We start from the raw sequence: 21,136 nt of genomic DNA, 5'->3' as shown, positions 1-21,136 counted from the left end.
AAATGATTTAGTAGTGCTATATGTCACAAGTATTTCATAACCGAAAAGAAACAAATTCTTAGAGGATGTTTTAAAAGTCCTCTTATCGGTAGCAAAATGTTTTAGATCCCCCTAAATCCACGCCACTTGCTTCACTTAGGGAGACCCCAAGACCGCAGTGGCTCCCCTTTTTAAGGGGGACTTTGATTCCGGTTCCCCCCTTAAAAAGGGGGGTTAGGGGGGATCAATAAGTGCCTAAAATAACAGCCAACCACTTTTCAAACATTCTCTTAGCATATATAAGGCATAAAACTAGAAAATGAAAATTACAAAAGACAGCAACTTTCATTTAACTTATTGCAGCAATATTCATCCTGGTGAAAGTTGGCTAGATGTTTTCGATAATTTAAAAAAGTATATTCCCGAACTCAAGTCACGTTTATCACCAACAGAACCTTTCGGTATTGGTTTAAGATTAGCAGATGTTGCTGCAACACAACTTTTAGAAAGTAATAACTTAGCTAAACTTCAAGCTTGGCTAACTCAAGAAAATTTATATGTTTTCACCTTAAACGGATTCCCTTATGGTAACTTCCATCGACAGGTTGTAAAAGACCAAGTTTATGCACCAGATTGGTCTACACCAGAACGGACTAATTATACATTAAACTTGGTAAAAATTTTAGCTAATCTATTACCAAAAGAACTTGATGGCGGAATTTCTACACTGCCATTATCCTATAAACCTTGGTGGAGAAAAAACCAAGCGACTTGCGAGATAGTTCTGAAAAAGAGTTGTTTGAACATAGCATCAGTTGTTGTAGAGATGATTCGCATCAGCGAGGAAACAGGAAAGATACTTCATATTGATTTAGAACCTGAGCCTGATGGTTTAATTGAAAATACCTCAGAAATAATTGATTTTTATCAAAATTGGTTATTGCCAATCGGCGGTAACTACTTATCAAAAAAATTAAATATTGAACAGAATTTAGCAGAGAATAAATTACTAGAACACGTTCGGATTTGTTATGATACCTGCCATTTCTCAGTTGAATATGAGGAACCGCAATCTGTATTTGGGCGTTTGCAATCGGCAGGAATTAAGATTGGCAAGATTCAAATCAGCGCTGCAATTCAAGTAAAAATACCTGCTGATGTTGAAAAGCGTAGTTTGATAGTTGAACGCTTGCGTCCTTTTGCAGAATCTACTTATCTTCACCAGGTAATAGAACGTCGCAGCGATGGTACACTACATCACTATCCTGACTTAATAACTGCATTACCACATTTAGAGCAATCTTTAGCTGAAGAATGGCGGACTCATTTTCACGTCCCAATTTTTATTCATGATTATCAAATTTTGCAGTCTACGCAAGATGATATTGCGACTGTTTTAAATCTACTTCAGACAAACAATGCTTGCTCACATTTAGAAATTGAAACTTACACTTGGGATGTATTGCCATCAGAAATGAAGATAGATTTGCTGACTTCTATTCAGCGTGAGTATGAGTGGGTATTAAAATTAATTCGTAATTCGTAATTCGTAATTCGTAATTAAGATTTAAGCTGGGTTTTCTGGTTTAAATCTGTAGAGATGCGTTATTGTGCTTTTCTAGTTATTTTTTCAAATTGGTATAAGAGAGGATTTAGTTTATGCAGAAAACGGTTGTTCTAAATGTCGTGGGATTAACGCCTAGCTTACTAGGAGAAAATACGCCGTTTTTATCTTCTTGGGCTGCTAAGGGGCAGGTAGCTTCTATTGGAACAGTGTTACCTGCGGTGACTTGTTCGGTTCAGTCTACTTATTTAACAGGAAAATGGCCTGATGAACATGGAATTGTGGCTAATGGTTGGTATTTTCGCGATGAATGTGAAGTGAAGTTTTGGCGACAATCTAATAAACTAGTACAGGCTCCCAAAGTTTGGGAAATAGCTAAATCAATTGATCCAAATTTCACTTGTGCCAACCTTTTTTGGTGGTACAATATGTATTCTTCTGTAGATTATGCCATTACGCCGCGCCCGATGTATCCCGCAGATGGAAGAAAATTACCTGATATTTATACCCATCCTAGTGATGTGCGATCGCAAATTCAATCTGATTTAGGAAATTTCCCTCTGTTCGATTTCTGGGGGCCAAAAACTTCCATTAGTTCTAGCCAATGGATTGCCAATTCTGCAAAATGGATTGAGGAACGCTACAGCCCGACATTATCACTGGTTTATTTACCACATTTAGATTACTGTCTGCAAAAATTTGGTAACAATCAAACACAGATTCAAGCTGATTTGCGAGAAATTGATGCTGTTTGTGGCAATTTAATTGAATATTATCAAGCACGTAATACTCAGGTAATTATTCTTTCCGAGTATGGTATTACTCCAGTCTCCAAAGCTGTGGATTTGAACCGCGTACTACGGGAAAATGGTCTAATTGCTGTGCGAGAAGAATTAGGGCTAGAACTGCTCGATTTTGGTGCTAGCATTGCCTTTACAGTAGCCGATCACCAAATCGCTCATGTGTATGTGAATGATCCGGCGTACATCTCAAAAGTGCGATCGCTTTTAGAAGCGACTGAAGGCGTAGCGCAGGTATTGAATGACGAAGGGAAGCAAGCCTACCATCTCGATCATCCTAGATCGGGGGAGTTAGTAGCGATCGCTCAATCTGACGCTTGGTTTACCTATTATTATTGGCTTGATGACGCAAAAGCGCCTGATTTTGCTAGAACTGTAGATATCCACCGCAAACCTGGTTACGATCCTGTAGAACTTTTCCTCGATCCGCAAATTAAATTTCCTCAAGGAAAAATTGCTCTCAAGTTACTTAAGAAACAACTGGGTTTTCGCTACTTAATGGACGTCATTCCTCTGGATGCTTCCCTAGTACGTGGTTCTCACGGTCATATTACTACTTCTCCAGATGAAGGGCCTCTATTTATCACCCATCAAACTCACCTAGTTAATGACAATCGAATTGAGGCGACAGATGTTTGCTCGTTGATTCTCAAACATTTAAATACCTGAAAGCCATTAGACATCTCCAAAAAATCAATTATCCAATTTCTGTACTGCACTGCGATTTTCCCTCCCCCTGCCCCCTGCTCCCTACCCCCCTGCCCTTAAAGCGATGGGCTATTTTTGGCGTAAGTTCTGCAAAATACAAAAAAATTGGTTGTAATTCATAGTCACATCGAGTATGATTTATATACAAACTCGTTATGACTATGAATTAGTTTGCTCTATCAGTGGGCATCCGTCTATCTACTGACTAAAATCTACTGTGGGCAATCTGAGTAACTTAATGGAGAGCTTCTTTACCCATGACTGAACCCCAAAACTTGACAACTGCTGACGGTATTCCTGTTGCCGATAACCAGAACTCACTCACGGCTGGATCGCGTGGCCCTGTATTAATCCAGGATTTCCACCTTATAGAAAAGCTGGCTCATTTCAACAGAGAACGTATTCCTGAGCGCGTTGTCCATGCCAAAGGTGCGGCTGCTCATGGTACTTTTACTGTTACCAATGACATCAGCCGCTACACTAAAGCCAAACTTTTTTCTGAGATTGGTAAAAAAACAGAAGTCCTCCTGCGCCTTTCTACCGTCGGAGGAGAAAAAGGTTCAGCAGATGCCGAACGTGACCCTAGAGGCTTTGCCATCAAGTTTTATACCGAAGAGGGGAACTGGGATATTGTCGGCAACAATACCCCTGTTTTCTTCATCCGCGACCCACTCAAGTTTCCTGATTTCATCCATACCCAAAAGCGCAATCCTCAAACCAATTGCAAAGACCAGAATGCGAAGTGGGATTTTTGGTCACTCAGTCCAGAATCGCTTCACCAGGTGACGATTCTGTTTTCAGATCGGGGAATTCCGAAAGACTATCGACACATGGATGGTTTTGGTAGCCACACCTTCAGTTTAATTAATGCTGAAGGCGATCGCGTTTGGTGTAAATTTCACTTTAAGAATCTGCAAGAGCATCAAACCTTGACAGAGGAAGAATCAGCCAAAATTAAGGGCGAAGATCCCGATCATGCGACTCACGATCTGTTTGAAGAGATCGCTAAAAAAGATTATCCCAAATGGCGGATGTGTATTCAAGTGATGACAGAAGAGCAAGCAGCAAAACATCCAGATAACCCCTTTGACTTGACGAAAGTTTGGAAACATTCAGAATATCCTTTAATTGAAGTCGGGATATTAGAGCTAAATCGGAACCCTGAGAATTATTTTGCCGAAGTAGAGCAAGCCGCCTTTAGCCCTAGTGCAGTGGTTCCTGGCGTTAGTTTCTCTCCAGACAAAATGCTTCAAGCTCGCCTCTTTTCTTACCCAGATGCTCAACGGTATCGCTTGGGTGGTAACTATCAGCAACTGCCTGTTAACCAGCCCAAATGTCCAGTGATGCATTATCAGCGAGATGGCTTTATGGCATCGGGGAACAACGGCGGTAGCGTTCCTAACTATGAACCGAATAGTGCTGAGGGTACGCCTAAAGAAAATCCAGCTTATGCAGAACCACCTAGTCATTTGGGCGATGTCACAGTCGATCGTTACAGTCATCGTGAAGGAAACGATGATTATACCCAAGCTGGCGATCTGTATCGGTTACTAACTCCTGAACAGCAAGAGCGTCTTGCTCATAATATCGTCGGTAGTCTCTCTCAAGCAAGGCAGGACATCCAAATGCGTCAACTTTGCCACTTCTTCCGGGCAGATGTTTCTTATGGTCGTCGTGTAGCTGAAGGATTGGGCATTTCAATCGATCCCTCAATGCTGGGTGCTACTGCTCAACCTGTAGGTAGCTGGTAGCCTTGTAGTTTCGCAGGGTTTGTTATGACGTAGGCTAACGCACCGAAAACCTGGATGGTGGGTTACGTATTTAAGCTAGATTTAGATCCCCGACTTCTTCAAGAAGTCGGGGATTTGATATGAGTTTGCATCCGCTTTAGAGGATGTTTTAAAAGTGGTCGGCTATAAATTTAAGCACTTCTAGATCCCCCCTAGCCCTTCAAAAGGGGGAAGAATCAAAGTCCCCCAATTTATCGGGGAGCAACTGCGGTCTTGGGGAGCCAGTGCGGTCTTGGGGTCTCCCCCGCCGCAGGATGCGCGAAGCGCTGTAGTGGAGCATCTGGCGTGGTTTCCCCCATGAGCAGGTGGCATGGATTTAGGGGGATCTAAAACGTTTTGCTACCGACCAAAGAACTTTTAAAACATCCTGTTAAATCAGGAAACGTGACATGATAATATTTAGTGTCCCGTACATTTTTGCTAAAATTTTAAAAAGAGATTTCCTAAAATAATCTTTTTCTCAGTTGAGTAAGTATTATCTATTTACTCTGCTACAAAGCAAATTCATTTGATTAGCTTACAAAAACAGGGGAGCTAGAATTTCAAAGTCCCTCTCCCAGATATGGGAGAGGGATTTAGGGTGAGGGCAAAAACTACGGTTCTCAACTTAGATGAGGTTTATTTACTATTTTATCTAACAGAATTCAGGAGTCAGGAGTCAGAATTAATTCTGAATTCTGTACTACTGGCGGATGAATAATCTGAAGTAGTGAGGCTCGTTAACGGAGTTCAAAGACTCGTTAACGGAGCTAAAATACTCGTTGACGGAGTTTAGAAGCTCATTAAGTAGAGAAATAAAAATATTTTGAGAGGTTTTCTCCTGTCCCCTTTAATCACTTGGTTTATTAAAAACTTCTAAAATCTGTCTACAAATTTGTTTGAGCTTATCCTCGATTTCACCAGAAGGCGAAGATGCGCCGACAACACTCCAGTTTTCTACCGTAGAAAGTCGCCACGCTTCGCCGCGATGATCGAATCCAGCTACCTCCACGCCGATCGCCCGGCGGGAATTATTGATGGGATCTTGATAAAATCGGATTTGAATTAAAATACTGCGGCTTCGCCAAGATTTGCTGATACCAGGAAAGTGAAAGCCAATATCTATAGAATCTGGATCGACTAACTCCCTGGTTTCCGGGTCATTTTTCCAGGGTTTAAGATCAGATTTGGCATCAGGAAACTCGAATTTGAACAAATTAACCACCGTAGCAATGTTGCTGGCGAGTTCAAAGTTCGTTGCCTGTTCAGCTGCATTCACTAAAAAACACTCCTATAATTGCGTCGGCATCTTCGGGGATGTGAAGATAGAAAAACCGCCAGAAGGCTTATATATATTGGTGTTTCAGCTTATCAAGACCTTTGAGATTTAGCAACTCTAAATCAGACTTCCCTAACAATTCTCGTTACTAACAAATCTGAAAAATAGCCTCTCGTTGGGACTGTCTAACACCTATTAAGTAATTGTACTTAAAAACTCCTCAAAAGCAGATGAAACTCTGCCCTTTATAAAAAATATCAGGATTGTCTGCAAAATCCTTGGCAGACAAGAACGATAAATTGCGCTAGCGACGATCTAAAATGACACTGTTAATCGGTAAACAAAAAGCAATTAAGTTCATTGTCATGGCGCGTCAACGCTCGATTTTTTCATTTGTTTTAGTATTATTGGCCACATTCCTCATGAGTTGTGGCGGCCCTAGTGTTGCGGTAGTACCTCCAACTTACACAGCAACTCAACTTGAAAGAATTCAGGCTTATGTTCCTGAAATTCAGGCTGTGCGCGATCGCTCAGATGAGTTGAAAACCCTGATCCAAAAAGGTGATTGGATCAATGTGCGTAACTTTATACACGGGCCCATAACAGAAGCAAGGCTGAACTTGACTTATGTCACTCCTAACCTTCTACCCAAAGACCAATCCGCAGCCCGCCAAATAACGCGAGATTTGTTTAACGACCTGGTTAAACTTGATAAAGCGACGAGTGCTAGCAATCCTCTAGTTGCCTTGAGTCAATCTAAAGCTGCTTTCACAGACCTTGACAAATTCCTCGATCTGCTTCCTAAAAAAGAAGAGGGTTAATAATTAGAGACGCGATGAATCGCGTCTGTACAAGAGTTAGGAGTTAGAGACGCGAAAAATCTGTGTCTGTACAGGAGTTAGGAATTTTAAGTTTTTAACTCCTAACTCCTAACTTCTCACTTCAATTACATGTCATGAATGTAGTCATTATCGGTTGTGGTGTAGTTGGGGCTACGATCGCTTATGAACTGAGTCAAGTAAAAGGGCTAAAAATCACAGTTTGCGATCGCCAACCACCAGCACAAGCTTCCACGGGCGCTGCACTTGGCGTTTTGATGGGCGCAATCAGCCATAAAATTAAGGGCAAAGCTTGGCAGATGCGACAAATTAGCATCCAACGCTATGAAACTTTGATTCCTGAATTAGAAGCTTTAACAGGTCGCAAAATCCCTTTTAACCGCCAGGGAATTCTCAGTCTGGGTTTGGAAGAGGAGAATTTAGCAGCATGGGAAAAACTTGTAGAAATTCGCCACTCTCAAGGCTGGCATTTAGAAATATGGGACACGGCTAAACTCCAGAATATCTGTCCTCAAGTGGATTGCGAAAAAATTACTGGCGCTGTCTATTCTCCCCAAGATCGTCAACTCGATCCAACTGCTCTCACATTAGCTTTAGTTGAGGCTGCCCAGCAAAACGGTGTAACTTTCAAATTTGGCGTGACTGTTTTGGATGCCCAAACCTCACCATCTGAATCTTCTCCCCAATTTTGCAATCAGCTTGAGACTACAGAAGGAAAAATAGCCGCAGATTGGTTTGTAATTGCAGCAGGACTAGGTTCAACACCACTGACTGCAAAATTAAATCAGATAATTGACATCCGCCCTGTACTAGGGCAAGCATTGCAAATGCGTGTAGGGCATCCATTAGGCAATCCCGACTTCCAGCCAGCGATAACGGGTAACGATGTCCATATTGTTCCTATAGGCGGCGGAGATTATTGGGTAGGGGCAACAGTGGAATTTCCCAGCAATGGAAATGAGATACCGCCAAACCAAGAACTGCTGGAATCTGTTAAAGAACAAGCGATCGCATTTTGCCCAGAATTAGCCACAGCAAAAATTATCCGCACTTGGTCGGGTTTACGTCCCCGTCCTGAAGGTCGTCCTGCCCCAGTGATTGGTAAGTTGCCAGGGTTTAGTAACATCCTCCTAGCTACCGGACATTATCGCAACGGCGTTTTACTAGCACCCGCTACAGCTTATGCGATTCGTGAGATGATTATTTCTTAGGGAATGGGGAGTGGGGAGATGAAGGGGATGAGGGAGCAGGGGAGGCAGGGGGAGCAGGGGAGGATAAGGGAGATGGGGAGCAGGGAGCAAGGGAGAAGAGTTTTCCCCCTGCCCCCCGCCCCTCTGCCTCTTTTCAATGCCCAATTCCCAATACTTCGACTTCGCTCAGTACAAGTGCCCAATGCCCAATATTAGGAATATAGCGTGTCAATAACAGAACATAAAATCAATGTAGATTCACTGGAATGGTTTTATCGAGAATCTTTACCAATCGGCAGAACTGACTTAGCGCCTGTGTTGTTGCTACATGGCTTGGTTTCACAAAGTTATAGCTGGCGTAACATTATACCTGCTCTAGCGAATCAAGGTACAAGAGCGATCGCACCAGATTGGATTGGTTACGGATTTTCTGCAAAACCAGAAAAACGAGATTTTGCTTATACTCCCGATGCTTTTATCACAGCTTTAGAAGGATTTGTCAAAGCTCTAGAACTTGACCATTTTTCTTTAGTTGTCCAAGGCTTTTTAGGTTCTGTAGGACTACAATATGCTTTGCGTCATCCAGAACAAATTGCCAATTTAGCTATTTTAAATACACCAATATCAACTGCTGCCAAATTACCCTGGAAAATTAAACAAATGGGTTTACCTTTGGTAGGTGAAGTAATGACTCAAGACCCCTTGTTAGTTGACCGAACGCTAGAAGGTGGTAGCCGTTATCGCATAGGAGATAATGAATTAGATATTTACCGAAAACCATTTTTGAAAAGTTCTTCATCTGGGCGGAGTCTGTTATCAAGTATTCGCAATTTACAGCTTGATTCAGCAATGACAGAAATTGAATCTGGTTTTAAAGAATGGCAACAGCCAATTCTAATTCAATGGGGGATGATTGACCCTTGGTTATCTGTAGACATTGCCCAAAATTTTACAGATTCAGCACCAAATACCGAATTAATAAAACTTAATAACGTTGGACATTATCCGCAAGAACATTACCACGAGGTGATTTTGGAAGACCTTTTACCCTTTGTGCGTCGTAAAGATGCTCATTGACAATATACCTTTGGCAAAAATCGATATTATAAAAATGAATGTCAGAATTCAGAATCAATTACTGGAGGATTTCAAATACCACGAAATGAAAGATTAAGTGGCAAAATTCAAATATTCTTTATTATTAAAACTCCATCCTTTCACGATTGGAGTATTCTGAATTCTGTTAGCGGATAGCTGGGGTTTAGCCCGTCCTGACTCCTGAATTCTGTTCCAATACTGCGTAGGTTTTGGTGCATAGTCATTCGAGATCCCCCTTAAAAAGGGGGAAAATTAAGACATTCTTAGCCCCCCTTTTTAAGGGGGGTTGGGGGGATCGACTCAAAACCTACACAGTATTGAATTCTGTTAGATAAAAATGGCTCACAACCACAAGTAAAGGAGATGAGTATTCATGGCTTATTCATGGTTTAAAGCATTCCATATAGTCGGATTTGTAGTTTGGTTCGCCGGTTTGTTCTACCTAGTACGCCTTTTTATCTATCACGTGGAAGCGAACCTTGAACCTGAACCAGCGCGAACGATATTGAAAAATCAATATCAAATTATGGAAAAGCGTCTCTACTATATCATCACGAATCCAGGAATGTACGTGACGATCGCAATGGCTATCGGTTTATTAACCACTGAACCGGATATTTTAAAAGAGGGCTGGTTACATATAAAACTGCTGTTTGTTGCTATTTTAATTGGCTATCATCATTACTGCGCTCGGCTGATGAAGAAGTTAGCAGTAGATGAATGTGGCTGGAATAGTCAGCAATTACGTGCTTTAAATGAAGCACCTACAGTTATGTTAGTAGCGATCGTTCTGCTGGCTGTATTTAAGAATAATCTACCTACAGATATCGCTGCTTGGGCTATTTTTGCCATGATTATTTTGATGGCAGTCACTATTCAACTTTACGCCAAAAAACGCAGGCAAGATAAAGAGAAGCTGACGGCACAGATAGGGCAACCACAAGAGCAAAGTTAGACAAAGTATGGTAGCACATCTGTGCTATCCTACCTCATCCTGGAAACGTTTTTAGTAAATCATCGCCAGCAATCACACTAGTGTAAAAAGTATATTTGCGATTAGCGACATAACGGCGGTCTTGTTTAACAATCGCCATAAACTCTCTATGTCCTTCACGGGTACGTCCCACTAGACAACCTGCGCTGGCAAGGCGAATATCATTCTGGGGAAAATCAAAGCCGTAGTGTTGATTCACATAAAAATCATCACCTGTATCAAGTTTGTCGCCAGTCCGTTTAAAATCTTGGTTGAAATCTCTACAAACAGTGATATCTCCAACTTGCACTAATGCTTCGTGAGGTTCTGCTGTGCCGTGAGTACCAACAGCCCAAGCTTTGTATTGTCCAAATTGAATCCTAGCAGCTCCTTTGGGATTCATCGGATTATAAGTGTAATACTTTCCTGGTTCTGTAGTTGCTTCCCAGTGGTCTACGATTTTAGGAACACCATTTACGACTTCAATCACAATCCGGCGATCGTTAAATTGATTGGGTGTATCACTGTTGAGAGTCCAGTCTCCATTCATCCCCTCTATATAAACAATGTTGTATTCTTTGGGATTGGTAAATACCTGATAACCTTTGGATACCATATATTTGACAATCTTACTAGCGATGTCATTGCCTAGTTTTAAAGGGGGTTTAGGAAGATCGTCTATTTTGGTTTCAATCAGTTCCTTGGCTGTGACTGCTCCTAAAAAGCCACTCTCTCCAGTCTTTGCTAATTCTTGAAATTTTTTGATAGATATCACAGAAACAGGGCCAAATATCCCATCGGCTGGAGATTCTAGCAAACCTAAGCCGATTAACAGTATCTGAATTTGACGAGACAATTCTGCGTCAGATGCGATCGCATCAAATGACCATTTCTCATCTTTTCCTAAGAAATCTTGTAGTTTCATTATGCACCTGCTTTTATTTACTTACTTCTAAGTATAAACATCATTTCAAAAATTGATGTTGTCTGAAACTATACTCTTGACTAGAAGATGATGTCACAATTTTTACTATTAATTTATGATTTAGCATACAAAAATTCACAGAAATGATCCTCAAGAAAAAACTATTTATTGGGAATATATATGAAATTTTTTCCGTAATATTTAGAAGATATACATAAAAATTCTGAGTATAAAGTTGTACTGGAATATGTGAAAAATATTCTTTGGCGGCTATATTGCACATTGCTTCAATGCAATACTTCATACAGGCTACATTAACGCGATGTGCGACTTATTCTTAAAACCCCGCTTCCATTCCTCTCCCCGAAACGGAGAGAGGCTTTGATTATTGCTCCCCTTCCCTTGTAGGGAAGGGGCTGGGGGTTAGGTCTGAGAGAAAGTTGCACACGGCGTTACATTATTAATTAGCTCAATTTCTCTGCTGCGCGTCCAAGCAGCAACTCGTCGTCAGGCATCGCCTCTGTAAAACCCCAAATGACTAACGAAGAACTGCTGCAAATTATTGAACAAGCTGTCAGAGACAAGGTGACAGAATTAGACCTTTCTAGGAAAGGCTTAACAACGTTGCCACCGGAATTTGGCCAACTCACCAACCTGCAATCCCTCGACCTCAGCAGTAATCAACTGAGCAGTCTGCCACCGGAATTTGTCCAACTAACCAACCTGCAATCCCTGGGAAGACGAAATTAAAGAATTAGATGAAGGGATGAGAGAAGTTGGTGCAGCTAATTTGCAGGGATTTCGTGAAGAAATTGACCAATACACCGAGATTCGCAACACGATCGCCGAACTCACCAACCTGCTAAAAGATATGAACACGCTCACCCCTGATATTCACAGCAAATCAGAGTTTGAGTCATTGCTGAATGCGATCGCACAGCGTTTAGATGAGTAAAAATAACCTATTGGTTAAGCTCAGAGGTTGAGTAATGTCTCCGATGGGCTAGACCTACGCCCTTTTAACTCGATAATTTGTGTTCTGAGATGCAAGCTTTAAGTTCAGAAGTAGAATGATGAGGGTTAAAGGTGCAACTTCGCGGGTTAAAAGTGCAATTTCGAGGATAAAAGGTGCAACTGCGAGGATAAAAGGTGCAATTTCGAGGGTTAAAGGTCAAGCGATCGCTCTTTTAACTCGACAACTCGTGTTCCAAGGTGCAATATTTGAGTTCAGAAGTTAAACAGTGAAGGTTGAAAGTAAATCTTTGGCTCTTTAATTCACTTTGGAGTTTACACTGTCCAATCCTGTGTCATCAAGTTTGGAACTTTGCTAAAGTCGCTAGTGTTGCGAGTCAATAATACTAAGCTCCGTGAAAGTGCAATCGAAGCTATTCTTAAATCCATCGTGGCTATGCGAACCCTTTGCGCTCGTAACCCTTCAAATATGGTTACTGCTCCAGCATCGAATGGTAAAATTGGTGCTGCCGAAAACCCCTGAATAATTTCCATTAGCAGAGTATATCCCCGAACGACATCACCAGGTGTTTGGGAACGAGTAATAAAGGTATGAGCGCCAATTACTTGCTCATGGAAACTAACAATAGAAAAAGCAAAATCTGTAGCCTGATGCTGGGCAATATGAGCAGCTAATGTTAAAAACTCTGTTCCTGAGCGTCTTTGAAGAAAACTGATATGGTCAGTGTCCAGTAGATATCTCACAGTTGTTCGCCAGTCTCTTCTGTAAATACGTCAGCGTGGCGTAATGACCGACCATACTCTAAAGCTTCCAAAAATGCTGGTTCATCAGAGATTGAGCCAATAACCGTTTCCAGCCAATTACTATAGGTAGGCGCATCAATGACTCGATGTTTGATATCTGCAACTGTTTGTTCAAGAGTCGCTAAACGTTGTTCAAGATTTGCTTCATCTAACATAATTTTCTTTGAGACTTTAGTCCCAATGATAATGCTTATCCGCACCTGAACAACGCGGATGAGCATCTTGTCCATTACAACAAACTAAGGTTAGGTGTAGCTGTGGTTTTAGCCTGGTAAGCCTTTTTAACACCAACCCAGTTACTAGCAATTGGCATTCGCCAACCGGTTCCAAAGGCGCGATCGGTGATTTTTAAACCGGGGGGTGCTTGTCGTCGTTTAAATTCAGCCCGCGCTACCATTTGGATTACTCTGTCTACAATCACCGCATCGTGACCGGCTGCAACAATTTGCACTGCTGATTGGTGGTTGTGAACCAGGCGTTGTAAAATATCGTCCAAAATTTCGTAAGGCGGTAGAGAGTCTTGATCCACTTGGCCTGGTTTGAGTTCGGCGCTGGGTGCTTTGGTCAAGACGTTTTGCGGGATGATTTCTTGATTGCGATTTAACCAATGACAAAGTGAATACACACGGGTTTTAGGAACATCTGCAATTACCGCTAACCCGCCATTCATATCGCCGTAGAGAGTACAGTAACCAACTGCCATTTCTGACTTGTTACCTGTAGATAAAAGCAGATAGCCAAATTTATTAGCGATCGCCATTAATAAATTACCCCGAATCCGAGATTGGATATTCTCTTCAGCCAGTCCAAATTCAGTACCCGCAAACAAATCGCCTAAAGTTTGATCGAAGCCTTGCATTAACTCCCCAATTGGTAAAAGATTAGTCTTAATCCCCAAATTTTCGGCTAATGCCACAGCATCACTAATGGAATGCTCCGAACTGTAAGGGGAAGGCATGAGAACACCAAGGACATTTTCTTTACCAAGTGCAGCAGTTGCGATCGCAGCTACTATTGCCGAGTCAATCCCGCCACTTAAACCCAACACTACTTTAGAAAAGCGACACTTCCGAGCATAATCTTGCACTCCCAAAACTAAAGCTTGCCAAATCTCCTCATCTTCTGATTGATAGGCAGGTGCTACAGAACCCAATAGTAAATCGCGTTGTACCTCGTCAAATTCAACTACCATTAAATCGGTATCAAAGCCACGGGCGCGACATATAACTTCACCTTGACGATTCAAGGCAAAACTATGACCATCAAAAATTAGATCGTCATTTCCACCAACCTGATTAGCGTAAATAATCGGTTGTTGAAAACGCACTGCACTATGTCTGAGCATTGTTTCTCTAAACTGTTGCTTGCCGACTGTGTAGGGCGAAGCAGACAAATTGACAATCAAATCTACACCCAGAATTGCTAAGTCAGCAATCGGATTGACTGCGTAACTCCGTTTGCCCCAAAAATCCTCATCGTTCCATAAATCTTCGCAAATAGTTACGCCAATATGGATATCATCTAGAGTGAAATAATTAGCTTGCAAGCCTGGCTCAAAATAGCGACGTTCGTCAAATACATCGTAAGTAGGCAAAAGTCGCTTGTAAAAAACTTGCTGTACCTTGCCATTCTCTAACAAAGCCATACTGTTAAATAAAGTTTTACCGCCACTAATATGTGCATTGAGGTTCGGTTCAACAGTTCCTACCAACACAGCTAAATTTGGTGGTAAATCTTGAGCCAAATTTTGTAAAGTGATGTCCATCGCTTCCACAAAACTAGGATTTAGTAATAAATCTCGTGGTGGATAGCCACATAAAGAAAGTTCTGGTGTTAGCAACAAACGCGCACCGCTAGATGCTGCGCGTTGTGCCGCCTCTAGAATTTTTTGGGCATTTAAAAGCAAATCACCAATTGTCGGATTAATTTGAGCGATCGCAATTTTCATATTATTTGTCACTAGTCACTTGTACTGAGCGAAGCCGAAGTATTGGTCATTTGTCATTTGTCAAGAGTCAAAATAAGTTACTCAGGACTTTGGATGCAAAGTAACGTGAGTTCGACAAGTCTTATTTGACCTCTCCCCCAGCCCCTCTCCGACGCGGAGAGGGGAGTAAAAAAAAGCTGAATTAATTTTTCGTTGCTCCTCCCTTTCCGTTTCGGAGAGGGAGGCTGGGAGGGAGAGGTTCATCGAACTTACGTTCAAGTGATTGGTTAAATAAACACCAAAGGTTTATCTTTTAAGGGAGCAAAAGCTTCCGCGTCAAACTTATACAAACTAGCCGGACGACCAGCACCGCGTGATACCTTAATTCCGGTATCGCATAAAAAACCTAACTTGAGTAGACGCGCCCGAAAATTAGAATAATCGGAAAAGTTATCACCTAACACTGTGGCGTATAACTGATATAAATCATTCAAGGTAAACATTTCTGGCAAGACTTCAAAAGCCACCGGGCTATACTCTAATTTATTACGTAACCGCCTGTGTCCATAAGCCAGAATTTCATTATGGTCAAAAGCTAATTGTGGCACTTGTTTTACCGGATACCAAGCGATGCCAGTCATGCGATCGGCAATTAATTCGGCTTCTTCAAATCGCACTAGGGCAAAGTAACTAACTGATAGATAACGCACACCATAACTATCAGTTGCTTCCCGTGGATCGCGATTTGGCCCGCCAAATGTATAGAGTTGTTCTAAATAGAGATTGTTGACCTTAATTTTCTCCGCCATAATGCGATAGGCGGCATCTTCTAAAGACTCTCCGGGACGCACTAAAGTACCGGGAAGACTCCAATGATTTAGAAATGGTTCTTGCTGTCGCATTACGAGTAGAACTAACAGCCGATTTTGTACAGTATCTACAGAAAAAATTACATTATCAACACCAACCTTGAAATCGGCCAAAGGTTGTTGGTTCAACGGAGTTGGTATCTTTTTTTGTGAACGTCCTGGCATTCGTACAAATGCTCTCGATTAATATAGGCAACTACAGGGGCTGTGAGGGCTTCAGAATCTCTATGTTCGCGGTATGCTGTTGAGGAAACATCTAGACCAGTCAGACTAGCGATCGCAATTTTCCCTCCCAGCTTTTGCACTACCTCTGAACTAGATTCATCTATGGCATATCCGGGTCGCGGTACAATCAGTAGTTGCACTTCCTGTAACAAATCTTCAATGCGATACCAACGTGGTAGCTGACTCAGTAAATCTGAACCAATAATCAACGTCAATTCAGCGTCTTCGCCCCAAATAACCTTAGCTTTTTCCACTGTTTCCAGCGTTCTAAAGCTACTTAATTCTTGTTCCAAAGCAATATTGTGCCGTGGCGCGTCTATATCCGCAATCAACAGCCGCAACATTGCCGCCCGATGTTCTAGAGGTGTTTGATGAGACTTAAACGGATTATCCGCGGCCCAAACCGCCACCCAATCATAACGTTCAGACAACCAACTCAGAATTTTTTGATGTCCAGCAGTTGGCGGATCTGCACTAGTACCAAACAAAGCAACTCTCATAATAATTCGTAATTCGTAGTTCGTAATTCGTAATTAAGACAGACTGAAAGAGTACTTTTATCTCTGTGTACTCAGCGCCTCTGCGGTTCGTTTCTTAGTTTCTTCAGTCAGCATCCGTAACCCCTCAGAAATTTCCACTTCTACGGCTACAGGATGATCCAAAAGCCGTGTTTGTTCTGGCAAACTGGCAACTGAAGCGGCGGTACGCTGACGAATTGTTGCTAAAGACTCTAACGGTTGCACTCGTTGACCTTCTTGCACTACCAATTGCAACAAAGGTTCTTCGTCCAAAGGACTTTCACCTAAGAGTCCCAATCTGTCTGCTTTTACCTTACCTCCCGTAAATGAGCGAAAAATCTGCTTGCGTCCTGGATAAGTAACCTTACCACTTGACTGCTTCATCACTGGGATACCATCAATGTCTACAAGTTTATAGACTCCATTTACAGGCGAACCTGTAACTAATCGGGTTCCTAATCCGTAACCATCAATTTCGGCTCCAGAAGCTTTTAATCTGGCAATTTCCCACTCATCCAAGTCGCCACTGGCAAAAATTGGCACACCGGGAAGGAGCGATCGCACCTGTTTTGATAAGGTAACTAAATCTCCTGAGTCTAATCTCACTCCTGTTAATTGCATTTCGCCGGAATTTACTTTTTGAGCCAAGCGCTGGGCAGCAGCAACGGTATCGTAAGTATCAATCAGCAACGGCGCACCCGGAAAATATCGATGAAATGCACTAAAAGCTTGTTCTTCAGTGCCTTCTATTGCTGATAACGCCATCACCAGGGCGTGTGCCATCGTACCACTTGGCTTTTGTCCCAGTTGTAGCGCTGCTAACACATTGGAGGTGGAATCTAACCCACCCGCTAAAGCTGCCCGCGCCGCCCACAAAGACCCTTGGGGACTAAATGCTCGTCTTGTGCCAAATTCTAAAAGTGTTGCTTCTTCCCCCGCTACATCCCGCAACCTTGCTGCTTTTGTGGCAATCAAAGTCTGGTAATTAATCGTATTTAAGAGGTAAGTTTCTACTAATTGCGCTTGCCAAAGGGGTGCTTCTACCCGTAAAAGTGGTTGATTGGCAAATACGGCTGTCCCTTCTGGTACTGCCCAAACATCACCGGTAAACTTTCCCTCTGCTAAAAGTGACCAAAAGCGATCGCTCGCATGAGCGAAAATTCCCGTTGCCTGTAATGCCGCAATTTGCGCGGAACTAAAGCGGATTTTGGCTAAATATTCCAATGCCTGCGTCAGCCCCATTGCAATTAAATAACCAAAACCCTCTGGCAATCTTCTAACAGACAACTCAAAGCTGGCCCGTCGTTGTTCGATGCCTTCGCCTGTGTAACAAGCTGCCATCGTCAATTGGTAAAGATCGGTCAGCAAGCTATAGTCATCCGCAGAAATGTTTAGTTCCTGGTTCTGCTGGCTTTGCTGTTTATATACATAGTCCAAATCTGGCAAAGTTGTCATGCAAGAGATTCCTTACAAGCTGCTTCTTTTATTTATGGTAATATTTACCATAAATAATGTCAACTACCGTTAAGGATATTTCAGGGATTGCTGTATAACAGTAGATTCATAGGTATATTTATACTAGCTTTATAAAATACTTAATATTTTTTAATAGTAAAAGCTAGCAATAATGTTAATCTTCAAGGCAACTAATGAAGGGAAACAATATCCTGTGAAAGAAAGTTTGTTTTGCTTTGCTCTTTTCCCAACTGGGGTTGGAGAAACAACTATGTTATAATTAGAATCGAAGCGAAAAGTTTGATTTTTGACAAGCTAAAGTATTGCGAAGTTATCTGAATAAACATTGCATATATTCTCAATATATTGAGAATTAGAGCCAGTCTTGAATATCAGTATTACAGTATAGGTAGCACAATTAAAGCGACTCGAAAAAGTGAGTTGAATATTATGGCTATTTCCAAAATCATTGCTACCATAACTGAGTATATTTCTGAAGCTGCAATGCGGATTTTTGGCCCTACGGATGATGCTTATCCTGCTAGTGGGGTACAACCTTTTACAGGTGAGCCTTATGATAAGCGTAAAGATGATAATTAGTAGGAGCTGATATAGCTTTTCCTAATCAAATGAGGTACTTCATAGCCCCCCATCGAAGAGCGGGGAGGGGGGTGGGGTTTTTGTACCTCACTCAACTGGGAACCGCTATATAGCATTTGAAAAATATTTATGAACAAAAAGATCCCTGACTTCTTGAAGAAGTCGGGGATCTGATTCTTTTGGTATTGAAGCCACTTGTGTTTAATCGCCATTGCTTTGATGGGAGGACGCGATCGCTAAATCTCAACTTTGAGTTATCGTGAGGTGTAATAATGATGTCTGCAAAACAACCTTTGGTGATTGACTATGTTGATTGGCCGAAGTTTCTGCCAAATCCGCCCCTCTCAACCAGTCTTCAATCGGGTTGGAGTAGCATTTAGCTTGCCCATTACCGCCAGCCATCGATAGATTTGCCTGAAGTATCCAACCCTCAGCACATGGTCATTATTCCACTGGGGCATCAAGCATTTGATTTGGAATTTGTCGCAGAGGGTCATTTGCAGACAGTCTCGTATCGAGAAAAAGACTATGCAAGTGGCTGTATTGATGTCGTTCCTGCTGATTTATCTTATGGAATCCGTTCTATTTCGACTGTTCAAACAATAGAGTGGATTCACTGCTATTTAGAGCCGACATTTCTGGTTCAGATTGCTCATGAGTCGGTGAACCCCGATCGCGTCGAACTTTTGCTGAGACGGAAAAAAGTCGATCCATTGATCGCACAGATTGGTCTAGCCCTCAAGTCAAGTTTAGAAGTGGATGGAGTTGGCAGTAGTTTCTATGCCGATTCAATGGCGACGGCACTGTCGGCGCATCTGCTGCGCCATTACTCCACCCGCAACCATAGTTTTCGAGAATATGAGGATGGGTTGTCTAAACAAAAGTTAAGACAAGCTGTTGAGTATATCCAGGCGCATTTGAGCGAGGATTTATCCTTAAGTGCGATCGCTAATGAACTTGGTATGAGTCGGTATTACTTTTGCCACCTATTCAAGCGATCGACTGGAATATCGCCCCATCAATACTTAATTCAACAACGAGTAGAATGGGCAAAACATTTGCTAAAGCGATCCGAACTAACCATTACAGTGATCGCATTGGAATGTGGCTTTGCAAATCAGAGTCATTTTGCCAAATGTTTTCGCAAACATACGGGGATGAATCCCAAAAAATTTTGCCAGTAATAGCAAGATTTTGCTCAAAATCGCCAGAAAATGTGCGATTTATTTTCAGAAATTCCTTAAAGTAATGCCAATAGTTTATTTTACTTAAAAGAGGTTTTTCTCATGACGACTACTCTTACCGATATGGGTTGGACTGGGACTAGCAGTGGCTTCTGGACTGATGGATCTAACAAGGTCACAGATAAAATCGGTGGCATTGTTGTAAACAAAGGAACCAAAGCTAATACTCTTTCTGGTAAAGACTCTATTACTGGGGCTGGAGGGGTTGATACTAGCAAAGCAGGGTTAACTGCGATCGCTCCTTTATATTTTGGCATCGAAAACTTTGGCGAACTAATTATGGGAGATGGCACAGACTCTATCATTGGGACAGCAACTGATGATGGGGACAAATTAACATCCGAATTTGTATATGGAATATACAACGAACAAGGCAGCAGCATCACCATGTCTGGTAATAAGAATTCTATTACCGGAACAGCAACAGGTGATGCAATCGGATTACCAGTCCCCTTCGGCATATTTGGAATCTACAACCGTAGTGGCACTATCACTATGGGAGATGGCAATCATAACTCTATTACTGGGATAGGGAAAGCAACTGTTGCTATCCCTGACCCTGGGAATGGCGATATTGGTTTTCTAGCTGGAGGTATCTTCAACAGGCAAGGTGGAACCATCGCCGTGGAAAATGGCAATAATAACTCTATCACTGGGATAGGTGGTTATTATAACGGCATCTACAACCGTGGCAGCATCACTATAGGCAATGGCAATAATAACTCTATTAGTGGAAAAGGTATCAGTGATGGAGCTTATGGCATTTACAACCAAAATTTCGCGCTTTTGGGTGCTCCTGTCAGCCCCGCGAGTATCACCATAGGAGATGGCAATAAAAACTCTATCACTGGAACAGCAGAAGGAATTCGTAGCATTGGCATCTTCAACGAATCTGGCTGCACCATCACTATGGGAGATGGCAATAAAAACTCTATCACTGGGACAGCAGAAGGAAGTGGTAGCATTGGCATCTTCAACGAATCTGGCAGCACCATCGCGATGGGAGGTGGCAATGACAGGCTCACAGGGATGGGTTCCATCGGCATCAAAAATTCTGGCACCATTGATATGGGATCTGGTAATGACGAAGCGATCGCTAATGGCGGTTTTGCTGGTAATGGCAGTGTGTTTCTAAGGGCTGGCAATGACTATCTCAAGGGCTTTGGTAGTGGTAATTTTGATGGAGGAGACGGTAAAGACACCCTGGAATTAACGTCAGGAAGTTATACAGTTGGACTATCGGGAACAACGGTGACTTTCACGGATAGTAGTAATATCATCATGACCACTTCTGGGTTTGAGAAACTCATAGCTGGCTGCACAACTTATAACTTCACCAGTTTGTCCAGTGGTCAAACCATCGTCGTCTAAGGGAGTCAAAGTAGTTAGAAGCAATTG

21 protein-coding genes are annotated in these 21,136 nt (G+C 42.1%); 13 read left to right on the top strand and 8 right to left on the bottom strand.

The genetic code is table 11. The annotated features are described in order from the left end of the window. Positions 1-298 precede the first annotated feature (298 nt). The 3 genes from eboE (at position 299) to HWQ36_RS06820 (ending at position 4,802) form a co-directional block, all read left to right on the top strand. A complete protein-coding gene (gene eboE / locus HWQ36_RS06830) occupies positions 299-1,525 on the top strand; it encodes a metabolite traffic protein EboE (RefSeq protein WP_292699531.1) in 1,227 nt (408 codons plus the stop codon). 113 nt (positions 1,526-1,638) lie between these two features. Beyond that, on the top strand, positions 1,639-3,012 hold the full coding sequence (locus tag HWQ36_RS06825) for a nucleotide pyrophosphatase/phosphodiesterase family protein (protein WP_292699529.1): 1,374 nt from the start codon (positions 1,639-1,641) through the stop codon (positions 3,010-3,012). Between the two features lie 296 nt (positions 3,013-3,308). Then, a complete protein-coding gene (locus tag HWQ36_RS06820) occupies positions 3,309-4,802 on the top strand; it encodes a catalase (protein ID WP_292699526.1) in 1,494 nt (497 codons plus the stop codon). Between the two features lie 868 nt (positions 4,803-5,670). Here the strand turns inward: HWQ36_RS06820 and HWQ36_RS06815 are convergent. Next, a complete protein-coding gene (locus tag HWQ36_RS06815; protein ID WP_292699522.1) occupies positions 5,671-6,099 on the bottom strand; it encodes a hypothetical protein in 429 nt (142 codons plus the stop codon). Positions 6,100-6,464: 365 nt separating this feature from the next. On the opposite strand from HWQ36_RS06815, the gene psbQ reads away from it, so the two are divergent. From psbQ to hemJ, 4 genes are all read left to right on the top strand, one after another. Next, entirely contained in the window at positions 6,465-6,920 is a 456-nt protein-coding gene (gene psbQ / locus HWQ36_RS06810; protein WP_292699554.1) for a photosystem II protein PsbQ, read from the top strand. Between the two features lie 134 nt (positions 6,921-7,054). Continuing rightward, positions 7,055-8,149: an FAD-dependent oxidoreductase gene (locus HWQ36_RS06805; RefSeq protein WP_292699519.1), complete on the top strand. Its 1,095-nt coding sequence runs from the start codon at positions 7,055-7,057 to the stop codon at positions 8,147-8,149. Positions 8,150-8,353: 204 nt separating this feature from the next. Next, on the top strand, positions 8,354-9,205 hold the full coding sequence (locus HWQ36_RS06800; RefSeq protein ID WP_292699515.1) for an alpha/beta fold hydrolase: 852 nt from the start codon (positions 8,354-8,356) through the stop codon (positions 9,203-9,205). 394 nt (positions 9,206-9,599) lie between these two features. Continuing rightward, the gene (gene hemJ / locus HWQ36_RS06795; RefSeq protein ID WP_292699512.1) at positions 9,600-10,181 is read left to right on the top strand and encodes a protoporphyrinogen oxidase HemJ; all 582 of its coding nucleotides are present in this window, start codon (positions 9,600-9,602) and stop codon (positions 10,179-10,181) included. Positions 10,182-10,215: 34 nt separating this feature from the next. Here the strand turns inward: hemJ and HWQ36_RS06790 are convergent, their stop codons facing one another. After that, on the bottom strand, positions 10,216-11,124 hold the full coding sequence (locus tag HWQ36_RS06790; protein WP_292699510.1) for a peptidoglycan-binding protein: 909 nt from the start codon (positions 11,122-11,124) through the stop codon (positions 10,216-10,218). Between the two features lie 534 nt (positions 11,125-11,658). Between HWQ36_RS06790 and HWQ36_RS06785 the strand changes: the two genes are divergently transcribed. The 3 genes from HWQ36_RS06785 to HWQ36_RS06775 all read left to right on the top strand — a co-directional run bounded on the left by HWQ36_RS06785 (position 11,659) and on the right by HWQ36_RS06775 (position 12,362). Then, positions 11,659-11,874 (top strand): leucine-rich repeat domain-containing protein, encoded by a 216-nt coding sequence (locus HWQ36_RS06785; RefSeq protein WP_292699507.1) that lies wholly within the window; start codon positions 11,659-11,661, stop codon positions 11,872-11,874. Between the two features lie 16 nt (positions 11,875-11,890). Next, on the top strand, positions 11,891-12,079 hold the full coding sequence (locus HWQ36_RS06780) for a hypothetical protein (protein WP_292699504.1): 189 nt from the start codon (positions 11,891-11,893) through the stop codon (positions 12,077-12,079). Positions 12,080-12,194: 115 nt separating this feature from the next. Continuing rightward, positions 12,195-12,362 carry a hypothetical protein gene (locus HWQ36_RS06775; RefSeq protein ID WP_292699501.1) on the top strand — a complete coding sequence of 56 codons (168 nt, stop codon included), beginning with the start codon at positions 12,195-12,197 and terminating at the stop codon, positions 12,360-12,362. 49 nt (positions 12,363-12,411) lie between these two features. Here the strand turns inward: HWQ36_RS06775 and HWQ36_RS06770 are convergent, their stop codons facing one another. The 6 genes from HWQ36_RS06770 to HWQ36_RS06745 all read right to left on the bottom strand — a co-directional run bounded on the left by HWQ36_RS06770 (position 12,412) and on the right by HWQ36_RS06745 (position 17,894). Beyond that, a complete protein-coding gene (locus HWQ36_RS06770) occupies positions 12,412-12,840 on the bottom strand; it encodes a type II toxin-antitoxin system VapC family toxin (RefSeq protein ID WP_292699499.1) in 429 nt (142 codons plus the stop codon). Then, on the bottom strand, positions 12,837-13,055 hold the full coding sequence (locus HWQ36_RS06765; RefSeq protein WP_292699496.1) for a transferase hexapeptide repeat containing protein: 219 nt from the start codon (positions 13,053-13,055) through the stop codon (positions 12,837-12,839). Before HWQ36_RS06765 ends, HWQ36_RS06770 begins: the two co-directional genes overlap by 4 nt. 74 nt (positions 13,056-13,129) lie before the next feature. Then, positions 13,130-14,848, bottom strand: coding sequence for an NAD+ synthase (locus HWQ36_RS06760; protein WP_292699551.1), 1,719 nt, complete (start codon positions 14,846-14,848; stop codon positions 13,130-13,132). Positions 14,849-15,114: 266 nt separating this feature from the next. Next, positions 15,115-15,861 carry an NUDIX domain-containing protein gene (locus HWQ36_RS06755; protein WP_012411955.1) on the bottom strand — a complete coding sequence of 249 codons (747 nt, stop codon included), beginning with the start codon at positions 15,859-15,861 and terminating at the stop codon, positions 15,115-15,117. Then, positions 15,822-16,421 (bottom strand): nicotinate-nucleotide adenylyltransferase, encoded by a 600-nt coding sequence (locus HWQ36_RS06750; RefSeq protein WP_292699489.1) that lies wholly within the window; start codon positions 16,419-16,421, stop codon positions 15,822-15,824. The genes HWQ36_RS06755 and HWQ36_RS06750 overlap by 40 nt, the downstream gene beginning before the upstream one ends. A gap of 57 nt (positions 16,422-16,478) precedes the next feature. Then, on the bottom strand, positions 16,479-17,894 hold the full coding sequence (locus tag HWQ36_RS06745) for a nicotinate phosphoribosyltransferase (protein WP_292699488.1): 1,416 nt from the start codon (positions 17,892-17,894) through the stop codon (positions 16,479-16,481). Between the two features lie 450 nt (positions 17,895-18,344). Here HWQ36_RS06745 and HWQ36_RS06740 point away from each other — a divergent pair, with 450 nt between their 5' ends. From HWQ36_RS06740 to HWQ36_RS06730, 3 genes are all read left to right on the top strand, one after another. Further along, on the top strand, positions 18,345-18,494 hold the full coding sequence (locus HWQ36_RS06740; RefSeq protein WP_292699486.1) for a hypothetical protein: 150 nt from the start codon (positions 18,345-18,347) through the stop codon (positions 18,492-18,494). A 437-nt stretch (positions 18,495-18,931) separates the two neighbouring features. Beyond that, a complete protein-coding gene (locus HWQ36_RS06735) occupies positions 18,932-19,678 on the top strand; it encodes an AraC family transcriptional regulator (protein ID WP_292699483.1) in 747 nt (248 codons plus the stop codon). A gap of 102 nt (positions 19,679-19,780) precedes the next feature. Beyond that, positions 19,781-21,109, top strand: a complete 1,329-nt coding sequence (locus HWQ36_RS06730) for a hypothetical protein (protein ID WP_292699480.1) — start codon at positions 19,781-19,783, stop codon at positions 21,107-21,109. Positions 21,110-21,136: the final 27 nt, after the last annotated feature.

The sequence above is a fragment of the Nostoc sp. NMS2 genome (assembly GCF_017115105.1).
Lineage (GTDB): Bacteria > Cyanobacteriota > Cyanobacteriia > Cyanobacteriales > Nostocaceae > Nostoc.
This window is presented reverse-complemented; position numbering and strand designations above follow the sequence as displayed.

Bases quoted from the DNA above. Each gene is read 5' to 3' on its own strand.
- eboE (WP_292699531.1), top strand. From the start codon at position 299: ATGAAAATTACAAAAGACAGCAACTTTCATTTAACTTATTGCAGCAAT.
- HWQ36_RS06825 (WP_292699529.1), top strand. From the start codon at position 1,639: ATGCAGAAAACGGTTGTTCTAAATGTCGTGGGATTAACGCCTAGCTTA.
- HWQ36_RS06820 (WP_292699526.1), top strand. From the start codon at position 3,309: ATGACTGAACCCCAAAACTTGACAACTGCTGACGGTATTCCTGTTGCC.
- psbQ (WP_292699554.1), top strand. From the start codon at position 6,465: ATGGCGCGTCAACGCTCGATTTTTTCATTTGTTTTAGTATTATTGGCC.
- HWQ36_RS06805 (WP_292699519.1), top strand. From the start codon at position 7,055: ATGAATGTAGTCATTATCGGTTGTGGTGTAGTTGGGGCTACGATCGCT.
- hemJ (WP_292699512.1), top strand. From the start codon at position 9,600: ATGGCTTATTCATGGTTTAAAGCATTCCATATAGTCGGATTTGTAGTT.
- HWQ36_RS06790 (WP_292699510.1), bottom strand. From the start codon at position 11,124: ATGAAACTACAAGATTTCTTAGGAAAAGATGAGAAATGGTCATTTGAT.
- HWQ36_RS06785 (WP_292699507.1), top strand. From the start codon at position 11,659: ATGACTAACGAAGAACTGCTGCAAATTATTGAACAAGCTGTCAGAGAC.
- HWQ36_RS06780 (WP_292699504.1), top strand. From the start codon at position 11,891: ATGAGAGAAGTTGGTGCAGCTAATTTGCAGGGATTTCGTGAAGAAATT.
- HWQ36_RS06775 (WP_292699501.1), top strand. From the start codon at position 12,195: ATGATGAGGGTTAAAGGTGCAACTTCGCGGGTTAAAAGTGCAATTTCG.
- HWQ36_RS06765 (WP_292699496.1), bottom strand. From the start codon at position 13,055: ATGTTAGATGAAGCAAATCTTGAACAACGTTTAGCGACTCTTGAACAA.
- HWQ36_RS06760 (WP_292699551.1), bottom strand. From the start codon at position 14,848: ATGAAAATTGCGATCGCTCAAATTAATCCGACAATTGGTGATTTGCTT.
- HWQ36_RS06755 (WP_012411955.1), bottom strand. From the start codon at position 15,861: ATGCCAGGACGTTCACAAAAAAAGATACCAACTCCGTTGAACCAACAA.
- HWQ36_RS06750 (WP_292699489.1), bottom strand. From the start codon at position 16,421: ATGAGAGTTGCTTTGTTTGGTACTAGTGCAGATCCGCCAACTGCTGGA.
- HWQ36_RS06745 (WP_292699488.1), bottom strand. From the start codon at position 17,894: ATGACAACTTTGCCAGATTTGGACTATGTATATAAACAGCAAAGCCAG.
- HWQ36_RS06740 (WP_292699486.1), top strand. From the start codon at position 18,345: ATGGCTATTTCCAAAATCATTGCTACCATAACTGAGTATATTTCTGAA.
- HWQ36_RS06735 (WP_292699483.1), top strand. From the start codon at position 18,932: ATGGTCATTATTCCACTGGGGCATCAAGCATTTGATTTGGAATTTGTC.
- HWQ36_RS06730 (WP_292699480.1), top strand. From the start codon at position 19,781: ATGACGACTACTCTTACCGATATGGGTTGGACTGGGACTAGCAGTGGC.